The following is a 26,145-nucleotide window of genomic DNA, read 5'->3' as shown; positions in this document are numbered from 1 at the left end:
GTGGCCCGGATCCGCTTTTGGTCCGGGCCAGTAAGCAACCGAAGCGAGACAGCCATGTCCCAGACACCCCGCCGACTGCGCAGCCAGAAATGGTTCGACGATCCTTCGCACGCCGACATGACGGCGATCTACGTCGAGCGCTATCTCAACTACGGCCTGACGCGCCAGGAACTGCAGTCGGGGCGGCCGATCATCGGCATCGCGCAGACGGGCAGCGACCTGGCGCCCTGCAATCGCCATCATCTGGCGCTGGCCGAACGCATCAAGGCGGGCATCCGGGACGCCGGCGGCATCCCCATGGAATTCCCGGTGCATCCGCTGGCCGAACAGGGCCGCCGGCCCACCGCGGCGCTGGATCGCAATCTGGCGTATCTGGGTTTGGTGGAGATCCTGCACGGCTATCCGCTGGACGGCGTGGTGCTGACCACCGGATGCGACAAGACCACGCCCGCGTGCCTGATGGCCGCGGCCACCGTGGACATCCCGGCCATCGTGCTGTCCGGCGGACCCATGCTGGATGGCTGGCATGAGGGGCAGCGCGTGGGGTCGGGCACCGTCATCTGGCACGCGCGCAACCTGATGGCCGCAGGCAAGCTGGACTACGAAGGCTTCATGACGCTGGCCACGGCATCGTCGCCGTCGATCGGCCACTGCAACACCATGGGCACCGCCCTATCCATGAACTCGCTGGCCGAAGCGCTGGGCATGTCGCTGCCCACCTGTGCCAGCATTCCCGCGCCGTATCGCGAACGCGGCCAGATGGCCTATGCCACCGGCATGCGCATCTGCGACATGGTGCGCGAGGACCTGCGGCCTTCGCACATCATGACGCGGCAGGCGTTCGAAAACGCCATCGTCGTTGCTTCGGCACTGGGCGCGTCCAGCAACTGCCCGCCGCATCTGATCGCGATTGCGCGCCACATGGGCGTCGACCTGAGCCTGGACGATTGGCAGCGGCTGGGCGAAGACGTGCCGCTGCTGGTCAACTGCGTGCCGGCCGGCGAGCACCTGGGCGAAGGCTTTCACCGCGCGGGCGGCGTCCCGGCCGTGCTGCACGAGCTGCTGGCCGCGGGCCGTCTGCATCCTGACTGCGGGACCGTGTCCGGCAAGACCATCGGCGACATTGCCGCAGCGTCCAAGACCCATAACACCGACGTCATCCGAAGCTGCGACACGCCGCTCAAGCACCGCGCCGGCTTCATCGTGCTGTCCGGCAACTTCTTTGACAGCGCCATCATCAAGATGTCGGTCGTGGGAGAGGCATTTCGCCGCGCGTATTTGTCGGAGCCCGGCTCGGAAAACGCCTTCGACGCGCGCGCCATCGTCTTCGAAGGCCCGGAGGACTATCACGCCCGCATCGAAGACCCGGCCCTGAACATCGACGAACATTGCATTCTGGTGATCCGCGGCGCGGGCACCGTGGGATACCCCGGCAGCGCGGAAGTCGTGAACATGGCGCCGCCGTCGCATCTGATCAAGCGCGGCATCGACTCGCTGCCCTGCATGGGCGACGGCCGCCAGAGCGGCACGTCGGCCAGCCCGTCCATCCTGAACATGTCGCCCGAAGCTGCGGTGGGCGGCGGGTTGGCGCTTCTGCGCACCGGCGACCGGATCCGTGTGGACCTGAACCAACGGTCGGTCATTTTGCAGGTGGATGAATCAGAACTGGAACGGCGCCGCCAGGAACCGGCGTACGAAGCGCCGCCGTCGCAGACGCCCTGGCAGGAGCTCTACCGGCAGACCGTGGGACAACTGTCCACGGGCGGGTGCCTGGAAGCGGCGACGCTGTATTTGAAGGTGGTGGAGACGCGCGGGGATCCGCGGCATTCGCATTGAGGTATGCGGGCCGTGCGGGCTATTTGCGAGCAGGCGTGTCGGCCGGGTCCGAGGCGGATTCTGTCGTTGCGTCGGAGGGCCGTTCGGTGATCGATTCGGTGGCCGATTCGGTGGTCGGTTCGGTGGCCGATTCGGCTGCTGGGTCAGTGGCCTGGCCCTCGGCACGCGGGCCGGGCCGGCTGAGCACGTAAGCCGCGCTGGCCAGAAAGAAGATGCCCACGCTGATGGCCAGCAACGGCGAGGGATTCGCGCTCCAGTAGAACAGCACATAGCCCGCTGCCATGCCCAGGCTGGCGTACGTCTTGCCCTTGCGCGATACCGCGCCCTGTTCACGCCAGGCGCGCAGCGATGGACCGTATGTCGGACTGTCCAGCAGCCATTTCTCGAGCCGGGGCGACGAGCGCGAAAAGCAGCCCACGGCCAGGATCAGGAAGATCGTCGTCGGCATCACCGGCAGAAAGGCGCCGATGACGCCCAGCGCCAGCATCAGGCAGCCCAGGCATAACCAAAGTGCTCTCATCATGATGGTGTGCAGGATATCGCAAATGGGCGGGAGGGGAACCGGCTGCTTCGTGCCGCGTCCATTGCCTGCTCCGCCCGGATCGTCTGCCGTGCCCGCAACGTCTGCCCTGCCCGCATTATCTTCGACGCCCCCCGCATCGACCGGCTCAGGATGCGGCGGGCTCCGGCATGCGGGCGCGCAGCATCCTGACGAATTCCGCATCAGGGCTGCCGCCGGCGTCACGCGACCGGTGAACCATGGCCCACGCCTCGCCATACTGGCCGCGCCAGTAGTAGGCAGTGGCCCATGACGCATACAGATAACCCTTGTCCGGCTCGACGGCCTCGCCCTTGCGGTACCACTCGTCCGAACGCGTCGTGGCCGCGATGCGCGCCTCGGGCGGCAGCGTCTTGTCTTCTGCCGCACAACGCGCCGCGATCCGGCCCGCGTCCGCATAAATGCCGCGAAACGCGGGCGGATTCAAACTGATCGCGCGGTCCATCATGCTCATCGCCTGGCAGACTTTGCGCTGGCTTTCCAGAATGACCGCGAAACCCGCGTATACCTCGGCGTTGTCGGGATTGAGCAGCCAGGCCTGATTGAAGCGCCGCATGGCTTGGCCGGGCTGGTCTTCGCGAAAAAGACGATAGCCCTCTTCGACCCGCGCCTGCGCCGCCGCCGATGGCGACGCAAACGCTTTCGCGGCCTGTGCAACCTGTTGTTCATCGCCCGCGCGCAACGCGGCGGCCGCGCGGCGATCTGCGCCGGCATACATCGGCGCCTCGTCGCTAGCCGTTTGCGCCGGCGACGGCGCCTTGATTGCGCAGCCGGGCAGCCACAGCAACTGAGCCAGAACGAACGCCTTCAACGTGCAGTGCATGGGCGGGCTTTGAATTGGGAAAGAAGGAATATACCTGCGTGGGTATTGATGCGACGCTATTGCGATACCAAGGCAACAGCGTTGCGATACTGACGCGGCGATGGTGCGAACCCATGCAGCGATGGTGCGAACCGATGCGAGGATCGCGCCGCGCGCTTGATTTGCTAGAAGCACCGTCGCACGCGGAAAAGCAAAAAGCCGCGAAGTCATAAGACTGTCGCGGCTTTTCAGGTCTGTGTCCGACTAGCTCTATCGAACACACCTTTGCAGGAATTTGGTAGGCGGTATTGGAATCGAACCAACGACCTCCACGATGTCAACGTGGCGCTCTAACCAGCTGAGCTAACCGCCTGCAAAGAAGAAGAATTATATAGTGCTTTTTTAAACTGTGCAAATCGTCTTGGAAGATTTTTTGCAGTTTTTATTGCGTTTCGGGTTTTGCGGCATTTACCTTGCGGCCTTGCCAAACTGCCCTTTCGCAACACGCTCTAAAGCACTACTTCTTTTCCTTCAATTTCGTGTCTGCGTCATGTGCCGCAGCAACGAAGAACGAGATTCTATCAGAACTTTTTATTCCTTGCTCGACTTCAACGCCACTACTCACATCAATCGCCCAAGGCCGCACGGATTCGATGGCCGCGCCGACGTTTTCTGCATTCAAGCCGCCGGACAGAATCAACGGACGGGACATGGGATCGGCCCGCACATCATCCAGCAACGCGTAGTCGAAACCGTGTCCGCTGCCGCCATAACCGGCGCTGTAGCTGTCGAACAACCATCCCGCGGCCTGGCCGTATGCGCGGCAAGTGGCTGCCAGGTTTTCCGCCGTCTCCAGGCCGGGCGCGCCGGCACGGAAGGCCCGCAGGTGGCGATGCCCGTAGCGCGCGCATTCCAGCGGCGTTTCGTCGCCGTGGAATTGCAGCAGGTCGGGCCCGACATCGCCCAGCACCGTGCGCACCTCTTCCTCTTGCGCATTCACGAAGAGCGCGACGACGTCGACAAACGCCGGCACCCCGCGGCGCAACTGCGCGGCGCGAACAGGCGTGAGACAGCGCTTGCTCTTGGGATAGAAGACGAAACCGATCGCGTCGGCGCCTGCCGAAACGGCGGCTTCAATGTCTTCTTCGCGGGTCAGCCCGCAGATCTTTATGCGTGTACGCATGGCATTTTCTGGATGTGCCGCCCCGCGGCGACTGGATAGGCCAGTATATCCGGCCCCTACGCCCCGGGCGCGCCCAGCGTCGCCACCATGTTGTCGAAGCTGCCCTCGGCCATGCGGAACCACGGGACCTGCTTGCCGCGGAAAGCCAGCATGCTGTCGTAGAGCTTCTTGAACGTCGCGTCTTTCGCGCTTAATTCATTGCAGGACGCCACCGTGGCTTCGTGCGCAGCTTGCAGCACTGGCCGCGGATACGCCTTCAATTGCGCACCCTGCGACACCAGCCGGCGCAGTGCATCGGGATTGTTGGCATCGAACGCGGCAATCATGTCGTTGCATGCGGCGGCGCAGGCCAGGGACAGCGCGGTCTGATAGGCCTTGGGCAGCTCGCCATACGCGTCTTGATTGACGTACAGCGACAACTGCTGCGTGCCGGCCCACCAGCCCGGAAAGTAATAATTGCGCGCGACTTCGAACAACGCAAACCGCTCATCGTCGAACGGGCCGATTGTCGCCGCCCCGTCCACCACGCCTTGCGCCAACGCGGCATGCACATCGCTCGCGGGTATGTCGACCGGCGTCGCCCCCAGTCGCGACAGGATGTGGGCGGCAAAGCCATCGGCCGCTACCTTCAGGCCGCGCAGGTCATCAACGGTCTTGATCTCGCCGCGGAACCACCCGCCCATCTGCGCGCCGGTATAGCCGCAGGGAAAGTTCAGGATGCCGAACTTGGCGAAGGCCTCGCGCGTCAGCGTCAGACCCTCGCCTTTCCGCACCCATGCGTTCATCTGGCGCGTGTTCAAACCAAATGGGACGCCTCCATCAAAGCAAAGCGCGGGATCGGTGGCAAAGTACCGGGCCGATGACGCATGGCCGCATTCGACGATGCGGTGCTGCACGGCTTCCAGTGCCTGGCCGGGCTGGAACAACTGGCCGGCCGGAAAGACCTCGATGTTGAAGCGCCCGTCCGTGACCTCGGCCACATAACGCGCGACGTCGGCGGCCCCCGCAAACAGCGTCACCGCATCGGCCGAAAAATCCGAAGCCAGCCGCCAGGTGAGGTTGGGCGCTTCCTGCGCAATGGCGGGAACGGCCAGCACGGCGCTGCCGGCGGCGGCGCCCAGGGCGGTCTGCTTCAGAAACGCGCGGCGTTGCATGGCGCATGCCTCCAGAAAGGCGCGGGATCCCGCCGGCTGCGCGGCGGCTTCCCTAATAGGATTGAGTAAAGGGCGACAGCAGCGACGCCCCGCCATCGAGTTCGCGCAGCCCGAAGGCTTCCGGGTAATCGATGCTGGCAAGGTACAGGCCATCCGGCGCAAAGGTGGGCGCGCCGCGTTTGCGGTCGCGCCACGCCAGAAGCTGCGTCATCCAGTCCACCGATTCCCTGCCCTGCCCGACCTGCAGCAGCGCACCCATGATGTTGCGCACCATGTGATGCAGAAAGGCATTTGCCTTCAGCGTGAAGACGAGGAACGGTCCTCGCTCTTCGATCTCGAGGCTGTGCATGTGCCGCACCGGATGCTTGGCCTGGCATTGCGAGGAACGGAAGCTGGAAAAATCATGCTCGCCGACCAGCGCCTTGGCGGCCGCGCGCATGGCGTCCACATCCAGCGGCTGAAAGCACCAACCCGCGCGTCCTGCCCACAGCGCCGGACGCACCCGGCCGCGCCAGAGCAGATAGACGTAAGTGCGGGCGCGCGCCGAAAAACGCGCGTGGAACTCGTCGGAGACTTCTTCTGCCCATTGCACGGAGATACTGGGCGGCAAAAACGCATTGACGCCACGCACCCAGGATTCGGTCTTGCGGTTCAGCGTGGTGTCCAGATGGACCACCTGCATCGCGCCATGCACGCCGGTATCGGTGCGCCCGGCGCAGATCGTGGGCACCGGATCGGCGACGCCACAGAAACTGGCCAGGGCGGATTCCAGCGAATCCTGCACCGTCTGCCGGTGCGGCTGTGTCTGCCAACCCTGCCAGGCGGAGCCGTCATACGCCAGCCCCAATGCAACTCTAGACATGCTTCAAACCCGAGGACCGCCGATACGGCGCGGTTCGTCCGTGGGCGGTACGTCCAGGTCGAGATTGATGGTGTCGAGCTTGCGGTTCAGCGCTGCCGTATCCAGCGCGGGCTCGTTGTAGGTATAGCTGTCCTCGTCATCGTCGTCACGCCGCGCGGCGGCCCGGCGCAGTAGCCAGGCAATAGCGAAGGCAACCAGCGCCAGCACCGCGGTAACGATTACGAGAAGATTGTCGGCCAGCCAGCCGGGCATGCCAGTTTGCACAGTTTTGTCCGGAAGCGTGCCGACGGGTTTGTCGGCGTCGGAGGGTGAGGAGGTCGTGGCGCCGGGGGTGCTTGCCGCGTTCGGGGTGCCTGCTGCACCTGGGATGCCTGCTGCGCCCGGAGTACCTGCTGCGCCCGGAGTACCTGCTGCGCCCGGAGTACCTGCTGCGCCCGGAGTACTTGCTGCGCCCGGAGTACCTGCTGCGCTCGGAGTACCTGCTGCGCCCGGAGTGCCTGCTGCACCCGAAGTGCCTGCTGCACCCGAAGTGCCTGCTGCACCCGAAGTGCCTGCTGCACCCGGAGTACTTGCTGCGCCCGGCGTGCCTGCTGCGCCCGGCGTGCCTGCTGCGCCCGGAGTACCTGCTGCGCTCGGAGTACCTGCTGCGCTCGGAGTACCTGCTGCGCTCGGAGTACCTGCTGCGCCCGGAGTGCCTGCTGCACCCGGAGTACTTGCTGCGCCCGGAGTTCCTGCTGCGCCCGGCGTGCCTGCTGCACCCGGAGTACCTGCTGCACCCGGAGTTCCTGCTGCGCCCGGAGTTCCTGCTGCGCCCGGAGCACCTGCTGCGCCCGGAACACCTGCTGCGCCCGGAGTTCCTGCTGCGCCCGGAGTTCCTGCTGCGCCCGGAGCACCTGCTGCGCCCGGAGCACCTGCTGCGCCCGGAGCACCTGCTGCGCCCGGAGCACCTGCTGCGCCCGGAGTACCTGCTGCGCCGGGAGTACCTGCAGCACCCGGAGTACCTGCAGCACCCGGAGTGCCTGCCGAGCCCGGCGCACCGGCCGCACCGGCGCCGCCCGAAGCGCCAGCCGCACCTGCACCAGCCGCCCCGGCCGCAGCCGATTGCTGCGCAACAGCCTTCGTCAGTTCGTCGACATTGGCTTGAAGCTGATTCACGCGCCCTTGCGTGTCCGCGAGCGCGCGGTCGGCGGACGTCTTGGCGTCTGCCTGCGCCTCGGCCTGCGCGGCGGCGCTGTCCTGGGCCTGGCCGGTCGACAGGCGCACGCGATCTTGCGTCGGTGCAGCCGTGGCGACGCCCGAATCGGCGGGTGGGGCGACCGTGCCGGAGGCGGCGTCCTGGCCCTTGACCACCGACGGATTCGCACCTGCCGCTGCGCCCACCCGCCCGCGGTACTTCGCGTACGCCTCGGCATGCTCGTTGAAGATGCGGCGGGCTTCGGCGGGATCGATGGCGCGCACCGTGGCGGCGTCCGGGATCTTGAGCGTCTGGCCGGAACGCACCAGATTCATGTTGTTCTGAATGAAGGCCTGCGGATTGGCGCGCCACAGCGCGACCAGCATCTGGTAGACCGACGCGTTCGGCACCGCATTGCGCTGGGCGATGGCAAACAGATAATCGCCCGACTTGACCGTGACCGTGCCCGACGTGCCGCCCGTGCGGCCAGGGGCGCCCACGGCGGCGGGCGTGACATCTGCGCTGGTGCCGCGCAGCGGCACCAGGATGCTGACCTGCACCTGCCGTTGTCCCGAGCTGGAATTGATGTCGAGCAGAAGATCCACGGCTCCGCTAGCCGGCGCCTGTGTGGACCGCACCCGCAGATTCTTGCGCGTCGGGTCGATTCCGTCTTCGACGCGAACCACCATGCTGGCAAGCGGCACCGGCGGCTTGACGCCCGCGCGCTGCCAGGCAGCTTCGTCGGCAATGGAAACCTTGAGTGAGCTGATTTCTTCGGGCGTCAATTCCTGCAGACCCACGGTCGCCTGCAGCGGCGCGCCCGGCACGGAAACGACGCGAGAATGCCCGACGCGCATGGCCAGCGCCGACCCGCAGACGCTTGAGCCGATCGCCAGCGCAATGGCCCACTGAAGGGCTTTCAAACGGCGGGCATGCTTCACGTGGCGCGAACGCTGGGTCATAAGCTGGAATTCCGTTCTTGTAATCGAATTACGGGCCTTGGCCCATTCGCGCCATTTGCCGCGCAAAAATGGGCCTCAATTCACCCGAAAAGTGTAATGGATCAAGCGCATTTCACAAACCTGAACGGGGCACGCACGTTGGCCGACGGGCACACCCGGGAGGTTTTGCGAACCGGGCCGCGCGCCGCGCGCTTCCCGGCTGCGCCACGTTGGTGCACCCAACGCTTTCGCACATCCCACCGCGCACCAAAAAACAAGGGCACCCGAAGGTGCCCTGACTGCATCGTTGCGTGAATCGGGCAGCTGTTACAGCCGCCCGCCCCGGCATCAGGCTTCGTTCAGCGCGATGCGCAGCATGCGGCGCAGCGGCTCGGCAGCGCCCCACAGCAGTTGGTCGCCGACCGTGAAGGCGCCCAGGTATTGCGAGCCCATCGACAGCTTGCGCAGGCGGCCCACCGGAATGTCCAGCGTGCCGGTGACAGCGACGGGCGTCAGCGCGGAAACGGTGGCTTCCTTGGTGTTGGGAACAACCTTGGCCCACTGCGTGCCCTGCGCGATGAGGGCTTCGATCTCGTCCAGCGGCACGTCGCGCTTGAGCTTGATGGTCAGCGCCTGGCTGTGGCAGCGCATGGCGCCGATGCGCACGCACAGGCCGTCGATCGGGGTGGGCGCCGTGCCGAAGGCGGCGCCGCGGCCCAGGATCTTGTTGGTTTCGACTTCGCCCTTCCATTCTTCCTTGGACATCCCGTTGCCCAGGTCCTTGTCGATCCAGGGAATCAGGTTGCCGCCGAGCGGCACGCCAAAGTGTTCGTGAGGCAGCGCGGCGTCCTTCTGCTTGGCCAGCACGCCACGGTCGATTTCCAGGATGGCCGAGGCCGGGTCGTCCAGCAGGGACTTGACCGACTGGTTGATCTCGCCAAACTGGGTCAGCAGTTCACGCATGTGCTGCGCGCCGCCGCCGGATGCGGCCTGGTAGGTCATGGAGGTCATCCATTCCACCAGGTCGTTGTTGAACAGGCCAGCCAGGCCCATCAGCATGCAGCTGACGGTGCAGTTGCCGCCGATGAAGTTGCGCACGCCGCGCTTGAGCGCCGCGTCGATCACCGGGCGGTTGACCGGGTCCAGCACGATGATGGCGTCGTCGGCCATGCGCAGGGTGCTGGCCGCGTCGATCCAGATGCCGTTCCAGCCCGCGCCGCGCAGCTTGGGATAGACCTCGGACGTGTAGTCGCCGCCTTGCGCCGTCACGATGATCGGCAGTTTTTTCAGAGCGTCAATGTTGTAGGCATCTTGCAGCGGACCTGCGCCAGTTGCCCAAGTGGGCGCGGCGCCGCCAGCGTTGCTGGTGGAGAAAAACACCGGTTCGATCAGTGCGAAGTCGTTCTCGTCGCGCATGCGTTGCATGAGCACCGAGCCGACCATACCGCGCCAGCCGACAAGGCCTACTGCTTGATTCATTTCAATCGCTCTTTAAAGGGGGTGACAAGATAAGGAGGGGGAAATTTCGTGCAATTCAACAATTTATCAGAATGCACGCAGGGATGTTGCACTGCAGCTCGAAAAAAACGGGGCCGCAAGCCCGGAAGGAAGAGTCCGGCGCATCGCGGCAACAGCGATGCATGATTCCCAAAACAGAGGGGCCACCCGCCGGGCGGCCCCTCTGTATATATACCGCTGCACGCTTTTAACGCAGCGCGCGTTGGTCAGGACCGCCTTGCAGCAGTCCAACGCAAGGGATCAGCCCAGGGCCTTCAGGACGGCGTCGCCCATGCCGGCGGTGCTGACCTTCGTCGTGCCGGGCTCGAAGATGTCGGCGGTACGCAGGCCGCTGGCCAGCACGCTGCGCACAGCCGCTTCGATGCGATCCGCCTGCGGCGCCAGGTTCAGCGAGTAACGCAGCAGCATGGCGGCCGACAGGATCGTCGCCAGCGGGTTGGCGATGCCCTGTCCCGCGATGTCCGGCGCCGAACCGTGGCTGGGCTCGTACAGGCCCTGGCCGCTGGCATTCAACGAGGCCGAAGGCAGCATGCCGATCGAACCCGTCAGCATGGCCGCTTCATCGGAAAGGATGTCGCCAAACAGATTTCCGGTGACGATGACGTCGAACTGGCGCGGGTTGCGCACCAGCTGCATCGCAGCGTTGTCGACGTACATGTGCGACAACTCCACGTCCGGGTACTCGCGCGCCACTTCGATCACGATGTCGCGCCAGAACTGCGAGGTCTCGAGCACGTTGGCCTTATCGACGCTGCACAGCTTCTTGTTGCGCTTCTGCGCCGATTCAAAGCCGATGCGCGCGATGCGGCGGACTTCGGATTCGGCGTAGCGCATGGTGTCGTAGCCTTCGCGCTCGCCGGTGAAGGCGCCGTCCGGCGACGAACGCACGCCGCGCGGCGTGCCGAAATAGATGTCGCCGGTCAGTTCGCGGATGATCAGGATGTCCAGACCGGACACGATCTCAGGCTTGAGCGACGAGGCGCTGGCCAGTTCCGGATACAGGATGGCCGGACGCAGGTTGGCAAACAGGCCCAGCGCCTTGCGCAGGCCCAGAATGGCTTGTTCGGGACGGAACTCGCGCGGCAGCGTGTCGTACTTCCAGTCGCCGACCGCGCCGAACAGCACGGCGTGCGATTCCTTGGCCAGGTTCAGCGTGGCGGGCGGCAGCGGGTGCTCGAACTTGTCGAACGCGGCGCCGCCGACCGGCTGCTCTTTGATGTCGAAGGGAACGTCCAGCGCCTTCAGGACGCGCACGGCCTGTTCGACGATTTCCGGGCCGATGCCGTCACCCGGCAAGACTGCGATGTTGTGGGTCATTGAAAAACGATCCTGTTTCGATGGTTTGATCAGGCGATGGGGCGGCTTTCGAGCCACGGATGACGGGCCAGACGCTCGGCCTCGAAGGCGCGAATCTTGTCCGAATGGCGCAGCGTCAGGCCGATGTCGTCAAAGCCGTTCAAGAGGCAATACTTGCGGAAGGGTTCGATGTCGAAGCCCATGGCGCGGCCGTCCGCGGCAATGACGACCTGGCGGTCCAGATCAATGTTCAGCTTGTAGTTCGGGAACGCCTTCACTTCGTCGAAGAGACGCGCCACTTCCAGCTCGGACAGCACGATCGGCAAGAGGCCGTTCTTGAAGCTGTTGTTGAAGAAGATGTCGGCATACGACGGCGCGATGATGGCGCGGAAACCGAACTGCGTCAGCGCCCAGGGCGCGTGCTCGCGGCTGGAGCCGCAACCGAAGTTCTTGCGCGCCAGCAGGACCGAGGCGCCCTGGTAGCGCGGCTGGTTCAGCACGAAATCCGGATTGACCGGACGCTTGCTGTTGTCCATGCCCGGCTCGCCGTGATCCAGATAACGCAGCTCGTCAAACAGATTGGGGCCAAAGCCCGTGCGCTTGATGGACTTGAGGAACTGCTTGGGGATGATGAGGTCCGTGTCGACGTTTTCGCGGTCGAGCGGCGCCACCAGGCCTTCGTGAGTGGTAAATGCTTGCATGATGTCTACTCGGTGCTTGACGCTTAACGGAACGTGCGGACGTCGACGAAATGGCCGGCGACGGCCGCGGCGGCGGCCATGGCCGGGCTGACCAGGTGCGTGCGGCCGCCCTGCCCTTGCCGGCCCTCGAAGTTGCGGTTCGAGGTCGAGGCGCAACGCTCGCCAGGTTCGAGGCGGTCGGCGTTCATGGCCAGGCACATCGAACAGCCCGGTTCGCGCCATTCAAAGCCGGCTTCGATGAAGATCTTGTCCAGGCCTTCGCGTTCGGCCTGTTGCTTGACCAGGCCCGAGCCCGGCACCACCATCGCCTGGCGCACGTTGGACGCCACGCGCTTGCCGCGCGCCACGACGGCGGCTGCGCGCAGGTCTTCGATGCGGGAGTTCGTGCACGAACCGATGAACACGCGATCCACGCGGATGTCGGTCAGCGGAGTGTTGGGCTTCAAGCCCATGTATTCCAGCGCGCGCTCCATGCCGCTGCGGCGCACGTCGTCTTTTTCGCGGTCGGGGTCCGGCACGCGGGAATCCACCGGCAGCACCATTTCGGGCGACGTGCCCCACGTGACCTGCGGCTTGATGTCGCGCGCGTTGACTTCAACCACGGTGTCGAACTTGGCGCCTTCGTCGGTGTGCAGCGTGCGCCAGTATTTGACGGCCTGGTCCCAGACGACGCCGGTGGGCGCGAACGGACGGCCGCGGAAATAGTCGATGGTCTTGTCATCGACGGCGACCATGCCGGAACGGGCGCCAGCTTCGATCGCCATGTTGCAGACGGTCATGCGGCCTTCGACGGACAGCGCGCGGATCGTGCTGCCGGCAAATTCGATGGCGTGACCCGTGCCGCCGGCCGTGCCGATGATGCCGATGATGTGCAGCACCACGTCCTTGGCCGTACAGCCGAACGGCAGCTCGCCGTCGACCTTGATGAGCATGCTCTTGGCTTTCTTCATGAGCAGCGTCTGCGTGGCCAGCACGTGCTCGACTTCGGACGTGCCGATGCCGAAGGCCAGCGCGCCCAGCGCGCCGTGTGTGCTGGTGTGCGAGTCGCCACAGACCACGGTCATGCCCGGCAGGGTCGCGCCCTGCTCCGGTCCGATGACGTGGACGATGCCCTGGCGCAGGTCGTTCATGCGGAATTCGGTGATGCCGTACTTGCCGCAGTTGTCGTCCAGCGTGTCAACCTGCAAACGCGAGATCGGGTCGTCGATGCCCTGCGCACGGTTCATCGTGGGCACGTTGTGGTCAGCCACGGCCAGGTTGGCGCCGGTACGCCACGGCTTGCGGCCGGCGATCGTCAGTCCTTCGAACGCCTGCGGGCTGGTGACCTCGTGCAGCAGGTGGCGGTCGATATAGAGCAGACAGGTGCCGTCTGATTCCTGGTGGACGATGTGGGCGTCCCAGAGTTTGTCGTAAAGGGTTTGGGCCATGGATGCGCTCTGCAAATAGACAATCCGGCTTGAGTCCGGCGCGATGGGTAAAACGCTTCCCTGCCGCGCCGGCTGCTGCGGCATGAAAAGGATTATGCCCAGCCACCAAACCTAGTACAAGCACACCTTATATACCAGTACTACCACTACCATGCTGACGGCGCTTCCCCGGCGAAAGCGACCGTCATGTCAACTTGTTGCATAACAAATAAACCACGCGCATATTTTTTGAGACGGATACAAATTGGTAAACAAAATAGATACAGAACTCTCAAATAGATATAATCGCCACACGCCCGGAAAGCGGCCACCTCGAAATAATACGTAATAATCCGTATTAATAGAAATAAGCCGCTTTCATTTAAGCGATGTTCGTGCAAATTCGAAGAAGTAGTTAGATGTTGCGCGAAATTCAACTTATGGACCGCCAGCAACAATCCTCAAGAGTTAACAAATCTTGACTCGCCAAAGCTGACATTTACATACAACATGGCGGCCATTCAATCTCAACTTGACTCGCGAATAATCACTATGGCTTCGTTTTTGCTCAAAAGCACGACTTCGGTCCTTGCCCTTGCATTTGCCCCTGCCGTTTTTGCACAGTCCGCGACGCCCGTCGCTGCCGCACCCGCCGGGCAACCGCAAGTGACGTTGAATCAGATCGTCGAGCAGACCCTGCTCAGCAATCCGGAAATCCAGGCCAAGTACCACGACTTCCAGGCGTCCCTGGAAGGCCAGGCCGTCGCCCGCGCCGCCTACTTCCCGCAGATCAATGCGCAGGGTTACCTGGGCCGCGAATGGCGCAACAACGTGCCCGGCGTCGGCTCGCAGAGCTGGAACCGCCCCGGCTGGAGCGTCGAACTGCGCCAGCTGATTTTTGATGGCTTCCGCACCACCAACGACGTCAAGCAGGCCGGTTTCGACAAGCTGGCACGCTTCTATGACGTGCTGGCCACCAGCGACAACACCGCCTTCACCGCCGTGCAGGCCTATATCGACCTGCAGCGTTATCGCGACATGGAGCTGCTGGCTCGCCAGAATTACTCGCTGCACGAAAGCACCCTCAAGCAGATCGGCGAGCGCACGGAATCCGGCGTCGGCCGGCGCGTCGACCTGGAACAGGCCGGCGGCCGTCTGTCGCTGGCCCAGACCAACCTGATGACCGAAACGGCCAACCTGCTGGACGTGCAACAGCGCTTCCAGCGCGTGACCGGCGCCTTTCCGCCTGAATCGATGCTGCCGGCGCCCGACATCGCCGACAAACTGCCCAAGGCCCCGGGCAATTTCAATGAATCGCTGCGCCGCAACCCCAGCTTCCTGTCCAAGCAGGCGAGCCTGCAGGCCGCGCAGGCGGGCGTGCAGTCGTCCAAGGGCGCGTTCTCGCCGAAGTTTGAATTCGTGGCCAACACGGGCCGCGACCAGAACGATCCGACCCCGCAAAGCCGCGACATCCAGAGCTCCAGCGTCCAGGTCGTGATGAGCTACAACCTGTACCGCGGCGGCGCAGACTCCGCCCGCGTGCGCCAGACCGCCAACCAGTCCTACGCCGCCCGCGACATCCGCGACTACACCTGCCGCAACGTGCAGCAGGACCTGGCCGTGGCCTGGAACAACATCACCAGCCTGAGCCAGAAGCTGCCCTTCCTGCGTGACCACGAGGTGGCCACGACCAAGGTGCGTGATGCGTACGCGCAACAGTTTCAGATCGGCCAGCGCTCTCTGCTCGACCTGCTGGACACGGAAAACGAACTGTTCGAATCGCGCCGTGCGCTGACCAATGCCATTTATGATCTGCGTCTTGCGCAGTACCGCTGGCTGGCGTTGTCCCACACCCTGCTGCCGGCGCTGGCGCTGCAACCCGCGCGCAATGAGATGCCCGAGGAAAACGGCAAGCTGGAAGTGTCGGACGAAGTGATCAAGTTGTGCAATTCGACCGTTCCGGATACCGCCCGACTGGCTCCCGTGCGCGTGCATTACAACGAAGGCACCCTGCCCCCCACGCTGGTGCCGGTGAACGCGCCTGCCGCCCGGCCCTGACCGGCGCAGCCGCAAGGAGGCCCAATGGCAAACAAGGGCAGTGATTTCTCGCAGTTGGACGCGGACTTTGTCCGCGTCCTTGAAGACTTAATTGACGCGTTGATCGCCAACGGCACCTTGCGGATGACAGACCTGCCTGTCCAGGCCCAGCAAAAACTCACCCAGCGCAAGCAGCAGCGTGCGCGTCTCTCGGAACACCTCGACCTGTTGGATGACGAAGATGGACAAGTTATCTGAGAAGGCCGCCCGGGATTGGCGCGCTGATGCCCGCGCCGCGCACGACGATCCGCTGCTCGACTGCCTGGTGGAAATCACCCGCCTGCATGGCGTGACGGCCACCGCGCAAGCTTTGTCCTCGGGCCTGCCCCTCGAAGAACACCGCCTCACGCCCGCCCTGCTGCCCCGCGCAGCCGCGCGGGCGCAGCTATCGGCGCGCGTGGTCAAGCGCACCCTGGATGACATCTCGCAGGACCTCCTGCCCGCCATCCTGCTGCTCAAGGGCGAACGCGCGTGCCTGCTGCTCAAGAAGGACGGCGGCAAATTCGTGGTCAGCCATCCCGAACTGGGCGGCAGTTCCTTCGACATGGACCCGTCCGAGCTGGCCGAGCAGTACAGCGGCCTGGTGTGCTTCGTCCGCCCGCAATTCCGCTTTGACGCCCGCGCCCCGGAAGTCGCCAAGGTGCGCGAGCGCCACTGGTTCTGGGCAGCCATCTTGGAGAACCGCCGGCTGTACCGCGACGCCCTCGTCGCGGCGCTGCTGATCAACGTGTTCGCCATGGCGATGCCGCTCTTCACCATGAACGTGTACGACCGCGTGGTGCCGAACAACGCCGTCGAAACGCTGTGGGTGCTGGCCATCGGCATCACGCTGGTGGTGATCTTCAACATGATCCTGAGCACGGCGCGGTCCCATGTGGTGGACAGTGCCAGCAAACGGGTCGACGTGCGCCTGTCCGCGCAGATCATGGAACGCGTGCTGGACCTGCGGCTGGAAGGCCGTCCGGTCTCGGTCGGGTCCTTCGCGGCCAACCTGCGCTCGTTCGAATCCATTCGCGACTTTATCGCGTCGGCCACCATCACCACGCTGGTCGACCTGCCCTTCATCCTGCTGTTCCTGGCCGCCCTGGCCTGGATTTCGCCGTGGATGATCCTGCCGCCGCTGGTCGCGATCGTGCTGATCCTGCTGGTGTCGCTGGCGGCGCAGGCGCGCATGGAAGCGCTGACGATGGCCTCGTTCCAGGCCTCGTCGCAACGCAACGCCACGCTCGTCGAAGCGCTGACCGGGCTGGAAGCCGTCAAGACACTGAACGCCCAGGGCGCGATCCAGCGCAACTGGGAGCGCGCCACCGAATTCATCGCGCAGACGGGCGGCAAGCTCAAGCTGATCTCGTCGTCCACGGTGGGCTTCGTGCAGGCGGTCCAGCAGCTCGTGTCGATTGCCGTCGTGATCATCGGCGTATATCTGGCCCAGGAATCGGCGCTGTCGATGGGCGGCATCATTGCCGCATCCATGATCGCCGGCCGCTGCCTTGCGCCGCTCGGTCAGGTCGCCGGCCTGCTGATGCAGTACCAGAACGCGCGCACGTCGCTCGGTTCCATCGACAACTACATGAAGATGCCGATCGAGCGTCCGGCCGAGGCAGAATTCCTGCATCGCCCCGTGTTCCACGGCGGCCTGGAGTTCCGCGACGTGACCTTCGCGTATCCCGGCAGCACGCAGCCGGTGCTCAAGAAGGTGTCGTTCAAGCTCAAGCCGGGCGAGAAGGTCGGCATTATCGGCCGCATCGGTTCTGGCAAGACGACGCTTGAAAAACTGGCGCTGGCTCTGTACCAGCCCACCGAAGGCGCCGTGCTGCTGGACGGCGTGGACGTGCGCCAGATCGATCCGGCCGACGTGCGCCGGGCCATCGGCCACGTTCCGCAGGATCCCCTGCTGTTTTACGGCAGCCTCAAGCACAACCTGGCGATGGGCGCGCCCTACGCCGACGACGCCAGCATTCTGGCGGCGGCCAACATGGCCGGCGTGACCGAGTTCGCCAACCTGCACCCCAATGGTTTCGACATGATCATCGGCGAGCGCGGCGAATCGCTCTCCGGCGGCCAGCGCCAGTCAGTGGCCGTGGCCCGCGCACTGATCAACGATCCGCCGATCCTGCTGCTGGACGAGCCCAGCAGCAACATGGACCACCAGAGCGAGGCCCAGCTTCGGAAGCGCCTGGGCGAGGCCAGCGCGACCAAGACGATCCTGCTGGTGACGCACCGCACCGCGCTCCTTGAACTGGTCGACCGCCTTATCGTGATCGACAACGGCCATATCGTGGCCGACGGTCCGAAGGAACAAGTTGTCGAAGCCCTGCGTCAAGGACGCGTTGGACGCGGAAGCTGAGAAGACCATGCTGAACAATCCTGGAGCCCCCAAGCACGGTTTCTTTGGCAACCTGCTGCGCGCCCCGCGCAACCTTTTCGTCTTCTTCTTCGATCGCATCCTGGACGGCGCCGACAAAGGCAAACCCGTCCAGCGGTCCGACTACATCGGCAACGCCGAATGGGTCATCCACGAGTCCCAGGCCCGCGGTTCGCGCATCCTGCTGTGGACCTCGCTGCTGGCCACCATGGGTCTGCTCGTCTGGGCGGGCTTTGGCAGCATCGACGAAGTGGTCCGCGGCGAAGGCAAGGTCGTGCCGTCCCGCCAGGTGCAGATCATCCAGAGCCTGGACGGCGGTATCGTCCAGGAGATCCTGGTCCGCCCCGGCCAGGAAGTCGAGGCCGGCGAGATCCTGCTGAAGATCGACTCCACCCGCTTCACCTCGTCGCTGGGCGAGAACAATGCGGAGTATCTGTCGCTGCTGGCCAAGTCCGCCCGCCTGAAAGCGCTGGCCACGGGCGAGCCCTTCGTCACGCCTGAGGAAGTGCTCAAGCAGGCGCCCGGCCTGGGCGAAATGGAACGCAACGCCTGGCAGGCACGCAACACCGAGCTGAACGCCACCGTCAACGTGGCCCGCGAACAGCTCAAGCAACGCCAGGAAGACCTGCGCGAAACCATCGCCAAGCGCGACCAGGCCTCGGCAAGCTGCGGCCTGACCTCGCGCGAGCTGCAGGTGACCCGGCCGCTGCTCAAGAGCGGCGCCGTGTCCGAGGTCGACCTCCTGCGCCTGCAACGCGATGTCGCCCGGTATTGCGGGGAGCAGAAAGGCGCCGAGGCGCAGATCGACCGCTTCCAGGCCTCCATCAAGGAAGCCGAAAGCAAGATCCAGGAAGCCGAGCTGAACATCCGCAACCAGGCCCGCAGCGAACTGTCTGAAACCAACACCAAGCTGGCGACGCTGCGCGAAGGCAAGGCCGCACTGGTCGACCGCGTCAAGCTGGCCGAAGTGCGCGCCCCGGTGCGCGGCACCGTCAAGACCCTTTTCAACAACACGGTCGGCGGCGTGGTGCAACCGGGCAAGGACATCATCGAGATCGTCCCCAAGGACGACACGCTGCTGCTCGAAGTGCGCATCCAGCCGCGCGACATCGGTTTCCTGCACGCGGACCAGAAGGCCGAGGTCAAGTTCACGGCCTACGACTTCGCGATCTACGGCGGCCTGGAAGGCCGGGTGGAACAGATCGGCGCGGACACCGTGACCGACGAGAAAGGCAATTCCTACTACGTCGTGCGCGTGCGCACGGACCGCAGCACCGTAGGCGACAAGCTGTTGCCCATCATCCCCGGGATGGTGGCAGAGGTTCATATCCTGACAGGCAAGCGCACGGTGCTCCAGTACCTGCTCAAGCCCATTCTGCGGGCGAAGTCGAACGCCTTCACCGAACGTTAATGGAGAGCTTCAAGGCCTTATGAAACCCATTCCCGTCCTGTTGATTACGCACGACGACCTGCTCTGGCAGCACTGGCGCGCGCTTGACCCGGCGCGCTGGATGGCAGCCCGCGGTCGAGGCCTGGCGGATCTGCAACGCTGGCGAGAACAAGGCCGTACGCTGGCGGTGCTGGATGCCGACGTGCCCAAGCTCCCGTCCTGGCACGATCCAGCATGGACGCCGACGCTGGCCGGCCTGCATGTCGTGATCGCCAGCGCCAGCCCCAACGACGAGCAAGGCACGCAGGCGCTGGGCGCCGGGGCGCACGGCTACTGCCACAGCTATGCGCAGCCCGCCGCGATGGCGCAGGCGCTGGAAGTCGTCGCCTCCGGCGGCATCTGGATGGGACGCTCGCTGGTGTCCCGCCTGCTCAAGCTTGTCACCGAGCGCGCGCAGGACGCGCACGCCTGGGACGGCGGCCGGCTGACCGAGCGCGAAATCACCGTCGCGCGCTACGCCGCCAGCGGCCAGGCCAACGCCCAGATCGCCGAGGCGCTGGGCATCACGGAACGAACCGTCAAGGCGCATCTGTCGGCGGTGTTTGACAAGCTCGGCGTCACCGACCGCCTGCAGCTCGCCCTGCTGGTCCACGGTATTTCCGCACCCACTGACGCACGCAGCAAAATCACTGCGTGAACCTGTCCTCAAGGACAATATCCGCCGGCATCGGCGACCCGTAGTATCTGGCCATCTTGGATAACTCCCTGAAACGGAACCAACATGGCCAACTCCTCCCCCGCAGTCGTCAACGAAATCTCCGGTCGCGCGTGGATACGCAATAGCGACGGTTCCCTGACCGAACTGCATCAAGGCAGCAAAGTCCCGGCCGGCAGCGACATCGTCACTGCCTCGGGCGCCACGGTTTCGCTTCAGGTTGAAAACGGCATGCCGATCGTGATCGGCGAAGGCCGCGAAGTCGCGGTCAACGGCGACATGACCGGCCCGCTGGCCGATCCGACGGAAGCCGCCGTCGCGCCGCCCTCGGGCACCGATTCGGATCGTCTGCTGGCCGCCCTGCAAGCCGGCCGCGACCCGTTCGACGAGTTGGATCCCACGGCCGCGGTCGTGGCCGGCGGCGGCGAAGCCGGCGGCAGCAGCTTCGTCCGCCTGGCCCGCATCCTGGAAACCACCAGCCCGCTGGACCTGGCCTACCCGAACCCGGCGCGCGGCGACGACACCCTGCCCCGCGTTTCCGGCGCAGGACTGACCGGCGCTGACGGCGACGCCGCCGCCACGCCCACGACGCCCACGACGCCCGCCAACAACGCGCCCAACGCGCTGAACGACGCCGGCGCCGGCAACCAGGGCGCGCAAGTGCGCGGCAACCTGCTCGCCAACGACTCCGATCCCGACGGCGATCCCCTGGCGATCACCTCGATCAACGGCCGTCCGATGATTCCGGGCGGCGTCTCCGTGCTGGGCTCCACCGGCGGCACCTTCGTCGTCCAGCCCGACGGCAGCTACGTCTTCACCCCGGGCGGTCAGTACGACTACCTGGCCGCGGGCGAGACCGCGACCAGCACCATTTCGTACACCATCACCGACCCGAGCGGTGCGACCTCCACGGCGACCGTCGTCGTGACCATCACCGGCACCAATGATGGCCCGGTGTCGTCCGCGCTGACCAACCAGTCCGGCGTCGACGCCCAGACCGACGTGCGCTACGACGTGTCGGACCGGTTCTCCGACACGGACACCAGCGACAAGCTGACCTTCTCGGCCACCGGCCTGCCCCCGGGCCTGACCATCGACCCGAACACCGGCATCATCACCGGCACGATCGATCATTCCGCCTCGCAGGGCGGCAACAACGGCGTGTACACCGTGGTCGTGACCGCGACGGATCCGTCCGGCGCCTCGACCTCGCAGGAATTCCAGTGGGACGTGACCAACCCGGCCCCGACCGCGGTGGCCGATAGCGGCACGACCGACGAAGACACGTCGCTCACCGTCAACGCGCAGAACGGCGTGCTGTCCAACGATACCGATCCGGACGGCGACACGCTGACCGTTTCGCAGGTCAACGGCAATGCGGCCAATGTGGGCACGGCCGTGGCCGGCTCCAACGGCGGCACGTTCACGCTGAACGCCGACGGTTCGTACAGCTTCAATCCGGGTTCGGCGTTCCAGAACCTGGCGGCAGGCGAGACCACGTCCAGCTCGATCACCTACACGGTTTCCGATGGCCAGGGCGGCTCCAGCACCACGACGCTGACGGTCGAAATCACCGGCACCAACGACGCGCCCACGGTGACGACGCTGGAAAACCGCAACAACATGGACGGCGACACCGTCGAGTACAACCTGTCCGGCTTCTTCAAAGATGTCGACAATGGCGATGTGCTGACGTACTCCGTCGATCACATCCCGGGCGGCCTGACGTTCGACGAAACCACGGGCACGTTCACCGGCAAGTTCGCCAACTGGGCCTCGGACCACACCAACACGGGCGTCAAGGGCGAGTACCTCATCACCGTCACGGCCACCGACAAGTCCGGCGCCTCGGTCTCGCAGACCTTCCTCTGGAAGGTGGGCAACCCCGAGCCGACCGCCGTGGCGGACACCAACGCCACGACCGAAGACAACATCCTGGTGGTCGAACACCGCACCGAAGGCGTGCTGGGCAACGACACCGATCCGGACGGCGATCCGCTGCACGTTTCCGAAGTGAATGGCGTTGCCGCGGGCGTGGGATCGGCAGTGACCGGTTCGAACGGCGGCTCGTTCACGCTGAACGCCGACGGCACCTATACGTTCAATCCGGGCACCGCTTTCCAGTACTTGGGCGCGGGCCAGACGGCCACGACCTCGATCACCTACACGGTTTCGGACTTCCAGGGCGCCAGCTCCACCGCCACGCTGACCATCACCGTCACCGGCACCAACGACACCCCGATCCTGACCCCGGGCGTGACCCTGGACAACCAGGCCAGCAACGACAGCGACGTCGTGGTCGACCTGGACATCTCCAAGCAATTCAAGGACGTCGACGCCGGCGACAAGCTGTCCTACTCGGCTAACGGCCTGCCCCCCGGCCTGAAGCTGGATCCGGACACCGGCCTCATCACCGGCAAGATCGACTCCTCGGCCTCGCAAGGCGGCAATAACGGCGTCTACACCGTAATCATCACGGCCACCGACTCGCACGGCGCCGCAGTCAGCCAGACCTTCCAGTGGGACGTCAAGAACCCGGCTCCGACCGCCGCCAACGACGCCGGCACGACCGACGAAGACACGTCGCTGACCGTCACCGCCCAGAACGGCGTGCTGTCCAACGACACCGATGCCGACGGCGACAAGCTGCAGGTCTCGGCCGTCAACGGCCAGGCGGCCGGCGTGGGCACGGCGGTTGCCGGCTCCGACGGCGGCAGCTTCACGCTGAACGCCGACGGTTCGTACTCGTTCAATCCCGGTTCGGACTTCCAGAACCTGGGCGACAAGGCCACCGCCACCACCTCGATCACCTACACCGTGACCGACGCCGACGGCGCCACCTCCACCGCCACGCTGACCGTCACCGTCACCGGCACCAACGACACCCCGATCCTGACTCCGGGCGTGACCCTGGACAACCAGGCCAGCAACGACAGCGACGTCGTGGTCGATCTGGACATCTCCAAGCAGTTCAAGGACGTCGACGCCGGCGACAAGCTGTCCTACTCGGCTAACGGCCTGCCGCCCGGCTTGAAGCTGGATCCGGCCACGGGCGTGATCACGGGCAAGATCGACTCCTCGGCCTCGCAAGGCGGCAACAACGGCGTCTACACCGTCGTCATTACCGCGACCGACCTGTCGGGCGCCAAGGTCAGCCAGACGTTCGAATGGGACGTCAAGAACCCGGCTCCGACCGCCGCCGACGACGCCGGCAAGACCGACGAAGATTCGTCGCTGACCGTCACGGCCAAGGACGGCGTGCTGTCCAATGACAGCGATGCCGACGGCGACAAGCTGCAGGTCTCGGCCGTCAACGGCCAGGCGGCCGGCGTGGGCACGGCGGTTGCCGGCTCCGACGGCGGCAGCTTCACGCTGAACGCCGACGGTTCGTACTCGTTCAATCCCGGTTCGGACTTCCAGAACCTGGGCGACAAGGCCACCGCCACCACCTCGATCACCTACACCGTGACCGACGCGGACGGCGCTACCTCTACCGCCACGCTGACTGTCACCGTCACCGGCACCAACGACACCCCGATCCTGACCCCGGGCGTGACCCTGGACAACCAGGCCAGCAACGACAGCGACGTCGTGGTCGACCTGGACATCTCCAAGCAGTTCAAGGACGTCGACGCCGGCGACAAGCTGACCTTCTCGGCCAATGGCCTGCCCCCTGGCCTGAAGCTGGATCCGGTCACGGGCCTGATCACCGGCAAAATCGACTCCTCGGCCTCGCAAGGCGGCAACAACGGCGTCTATACCGTCGTCATCACCGCGACCGACCTGTCGGGCGCCAAGGTCAGCCAGACGTTCGAATGGGACGTCAAGAACCCGGCCCCGACTGCCGCCGACGACGCCGGCAAGACCGACGAAGATTCGTCGCTGAGCGTCACGGCCAAGGACGGCGTGCTGTCCAATGACAGCGATGCCGACGGCGACGAACTGCACGTCTCGGCCGTCAATGGCCATGCGGCCGGCGTGGGCACGGCGATCGCCGGCTCCAACGGCGGCAGCTTCACGCTGAACGCCGACGGTTCGTACACCTTCAATCCTGGCCCCGACTTCCAGGCGCTGAATAACGGCGAAACGAAGGAAACGTCGATCACCTACACCGTGACCGACAAGGACGGCGCCAGCAGCACCGCCACCCTGACCGTCACGGTCACGGGCCAGACCGACGGTCCTCCGGTGGTCACCCCCGTTGACTCGGACGGCGACGTCACCAGCGCGCACAACAGCGTGGTGGAAGGCTCCGGCGCGACGGTTACCGGTTCGGTTGGCGTGTCGGCGGAAGCTGGCATTTCCACCGTCACCGTGGCTGGCCGCGACGTGACCGGCGCCTCTGCTGCGAACCCGGTCGTCATCACGACCGACAAGGGCGTGCTGACCGTCACGGGTTACAACGCCGCGACCGGCGTCATCTCCTACTCGTACAAGGAAACCGGCGGCGCCGACGATCACTCGGCGGGCGACGACTCGGTTCGCGACAGCTTCACGGTCAGCGTCACCGACTTGGCAGGCAAGACCACGAGCAACGATCTGGTGGTCCAGATCGTTGACACCTCGCCTGTCGCCAAGAACGACGCGGCTTCCGTTACGGAAGACACCACTGCGCCGATCAACGGCAACGTTCTCACGAACGACACGCTGGGTGCGGACAAGAGCACCGTCGCGATCACCACTGGCGACGCCAAGTACGGCAAGCTGGTCGACAACGGCGACGGCACCTGGTCCTATCAGCTGAACAACGGCCTGCCCGCAGTTCAGGCGCTCAACAACGGCCAAACCCTCACGGAAACCATCCGCTACACCATCACGGATGCGGACGGCGACAAGAGCGAAGCGACCCTGACCATCACCATCAACGGCCAGACCGATGGTCCCCCGGTGGTCACGCCCGTTGATAGCGACGGCAATGTCACTTCGGCCCACAACAGCGTCGTTGAAGGCTCCGGCGCCACGGTCACCGGTTCGGTTGGCGTGTCCGCAGAAGCTGGCATCACTACCGTCACGGTCGCTGGCCGCGATGTGACCGGCGCCAGCGCCGCAAACCCGGTTGTCATCACGACCGACAAGGGCGTGCTGACCGTCACGGGTTACAACGCCGCGACCGGCGTCATCTCCTACTCGTACAAGGAAACCGGCGGCGCCGACGATCACTCGGCGGGCGACGACTCGGTTCGCGACAGCTTCACGGTCACGGTCACCGACCTGGCCGGCAAGTCGACGAGCAACGATCTGGTCATCCAGATCATCGACACCGCGCCTGTCGCCAAGGACGATACGGCTTCCGTTACGGAAGACACCGCAACGCCGATCAACGGCAATGTGCTCGTCAACGACACGCTCGGCGCCGATAAGAGCACCGTGGCCATCACGACGACCGATGCCAAGTACGGCAAGCTGGTCGACAACGGCGACGGCACCTGGTCCTATCAGCTGAACAACAGCCTGCCGGCAGTCCAAGCCCTGAACAACGGCCAGACGCTGACCGAAACCATCCGCTACACCATCACGGACGCGGACGGCGACAAGAGCGAAGCGACCCTGACCATCACCATCAACGGCCAGACCGACGGTCCTCCGGTGGTCACCCCGGTGGACAGCGACGGCAACGTCACCAGCGCGCACAACAGCGTGGTGGAAGCTTCCGGTGCAACCGTCACGGGTTCGATTGGCGTGTCGGCTGAAGCCGGCATCACCGCTGTTACCGTGGCCGGCCGCGACGTCACCGGCGCGAGCGCTGCCAACCCGGTCGTCATCACCACCGAGAAGGGCATCCTGACGGTCACCGGCTACAACGCCGCGACCGGTGTCATCTCTTACTCGTACAAGGAAACCGGCGGCGCGGATAACCACTCGGCTGGCGACGACTCGGTCCGTGACAATTTCACGGTCACCGTCACCGACCTGGCCGGCAAGTCGACGAGCAACGATCTGGTCATCCAGATCATCGACACCGCGCCTGTCGCCAAGGACGATACGGCTTCCGTTACGGAAGACACCGCAACGCCGATCAACGGCAATGTGCTCGTCAACGACACGCTCGGCGCCGATAAGAGCACCGTGGCCATCACGACGACCGATGCCAAGTACGGCAAGCTGGTCGACAACGGCGACGGCACGTGGTCCTACCAACTGAACAA

16 protein-coding genes, 1 tRNA gene and 1 pseudogene are annotated in these 26,145 nt (G+C 65.0%); 7 read left to right on the top strand and 11 right to left on the bottom strand.

What is annotated here, in order from left to right:
• Window positions 1-54 precede the first annotated feature (54 nt).
• Entirely contained in the window at window positions 55-1,836 is a 1,782-nt protein-coding gene (locus HV681_RS16025; RefSeq protein WP_175123999.1) for an IlvD/Edd family dehydratase, read from the top strand.
• A 160-nt stretch (window positions 1,837-1,996) separates the two neighbouring features.
• Here the strand turns inward: HV681_RS16025 and HV681_RS16020 are convergent.
• The 11 genes and pseudogenes from HV681_RS16020 to leuC all read right to left on the bottom strand — a co-directional run.
• Window positions 1,997-2,359 (bottom strand): annotated as a pseudogene (locus HV681_RS16020) (YbaN family protein); the annotation flags it as partial.
• Window positions 2,360-2,504: 145 nt separating this feature from the next.
• Window positions 2,505-3,428, bottom strand: coding sequence for a tetratricopeptide repeat protein (locus HV681_RS16015; protein ID WP_254594991.1), 924 nt, complete (start codon window positions 3,426-3,428; stop codon window positions 2,505-2,507).
• Between the two features lie 65 nt (window positions 3,429-3,493).
• Window positions 3,494-3,570: transfer RNA gene (locus HV681_RS16010), tRNA-Val, on the bottom strand.
• A gap of 144 nt (window positions 3,571-3,714) precedes the next feature.
• A complete protein-coding gene (locus tag HV681_RS16005; RefSeq protein ID WP_175123998.1) occupies window positions 3,715-4,380 on the bottom strand; it encodes a phosphoribosylanthranilate isomerase in 666 nt (221 codons plus the stop codon).
• Window positions 4,381-4,436: 56 nt separating this feature from the next.
• A complete protein-coding gene (locus tag HV681_RS16000; protein ID WP_175123997.1) occupies window positions 4,437-5,534 on the bottom strand; it encodes a TRAP transporter substrate-binding protein in 1,098 nt (365 codons plus the stop codon).
• Between the two features lie 52 nt (window positions 5,535-5,586).
• Window positions 5,587-6,396 (bottom strand): tRNA pseudouridine(38-40) synthase TruA, encoded by an 810-nt coding sequence (truA, locus tag HV681_RS15995; RefSeq protein ID WP_175123996.1) that lies wholly within the window; start codon window positions 6,394-6,396, stop codon window positions 5,587-5,589.
• Between the two features lie 3 nt (window positions 6,397-6,399).
• Window positions 6,400-8,532, bottom strand: a complete 2,133-nt coding sequence (locus tag HV681_RS28185) for a type IV pilus assembly protein FimV (protein ID WP_437340388.1) — start codon at window positions 8,530-8,532, stop codon at window positions 6,400-6,402.
• A gap of 327 nt (window positions 8,533-8,859) precedes the next feature.
• The gene (asd, locus tag HV681_RS15980; RefSeq protein ID WP_056569575.1) at window positions 8,860-9,990 is read right to left on the bottom strand and encodes an aspartate-semialdehyde dehydrogenase; all 1,131 of its coding nucleotides are present in this window, start codon (window positions 9,988-9,990) and stop codon (window positions 8,860-8,862) included.
• A gap of 279 nt (window positions 9,991-10,269) precedes the next feature.
• Window positions 10,270-11,346, bottom strand: coding sequence for a 3-isopropylmalate dehydrogenase (leuB, locus tag HV681_RS15975; RefSeq protein WP_175123995.1), 1,077 nt, complete (start codon window positions 11,344-11,346; stop codon window positions 10,270-10,272).
• A 29-nt stretch (window positions 11,347-11,375) separates the two neighbouring features.
• Window positions 11,376-12,026 (bottom strand): 3-isopropylmalate dehydratase small subunit, encoded by a 651-nt coding sequence (leuD, locus tag HV681_RS15970; RefSeq protein WP_175123994.1) that lies wholly within the window; start codon window positions 12,024-12,026, stop codon window positions 11,376-11,378.
• A gap of 23 nt (window positions 12,027-12,049) precedes the next feature.
• Window positions 12,050-13,453 carry a 3-isopropylmalate dehydratase large subunit gene (gene leuC, locus HV681_RS15965; RefSeq protein ID WP_175123993.1) on the bottom strand — a complete coding sequence of 468 codons (1,404 nt, stop codon included), beginning with the start codon at window positions 13,451-13,453 and terminating at the stop codon, window positions 12,050-12,052.
• 531 nt (window positions 13,454-13,984) lie between these two features.
• Here leuC and HV681_RS15960 point away from each other — a divergent pair.
• From HV681_RS15960 to HV681_RS27845, 6 genes are all read left to right on the top strand, one after another.
• Window positions 13,985-15,490, top strand: a complete 1,506-nt coding sequence (locus HV681_RS15960; RefSeq protein WP_175123992.1) for a TolC family outer membrane protein — start codon at window positions 13,985-13,987, stop codon at window positions 15,488-15,490.
• Window positions 15,491-15,514: 24 nt separating this feature from the next.
• Window positions 15,515-15,727: a hypothetical protein gene (locus HV681_RS15955; RefSeq protein WP_105238190.1), complete on the top strand. Its 213-nt coding sequence runs from the start codon at window positions 15,515-15,517 to the stop codon at window positions 15,725-15,727.
• Complete coding sequence (locus tag HV681_RS15950; RefSeq protein WP_437340385.1) at window positions 15,711-17,876, top strand: type I secretion system permease/ATPase; 2,166 nt, start codon at window positions 15,711-15,713, stop codon at window positions 17,874-17,876. Before HV681_RS15955 ends, HV681_RS15950 begins: the two co-directional genes overlap by 17 nt.
• Before the next feature lie 7 nt (window positions 17,877-17,883).
• Entirely contained in the window at window positions 17,884-19,305 is a 1,422-nt protein-coding gene (locus HV681_RS15945; RefSeq protein WP_175123990.1) for an HlyD family type I secretion periplasmic adaptor subunit, read from the top strand.
• A gap of 19 nt (window positions 19,306-19,324) precedes the next feature.
• On the top strand, window positions 19,325-19,981 hold the full coding sequence (locus HV681_RS15940; RefSeq protein WP_175123989.1) for a response regulator transcription factor: 657 nt from the start codon (window positions 19,325-19,327) through the stop codon (window positions 19,979-19,981).
• An 84-nt stretch (window positions 19,982-20,065) separates the two neighbouring features.
• Window positions 20,066-26,145: retention module-containing protein (locus HV681_RS27845; RefSeq protein ID WP_254594990.1), on the top strand; the 6,080-nt coding region annotated here is incomplete at its 3' end.

The sequence above is a fragment of the Achromobacter animicus genome, assembly GCF_902859585.1.
Taxonomy (GTDB): Bacteria; Pseudomonadota; Gammaproteobacteria; order Burkholderiales; family Burkholderiaceae_B; genus Achromobacter; species Achromobacter animicus.
This window is presented reverse-complemented; position numbering and strand designations above follow the sequence as displayed.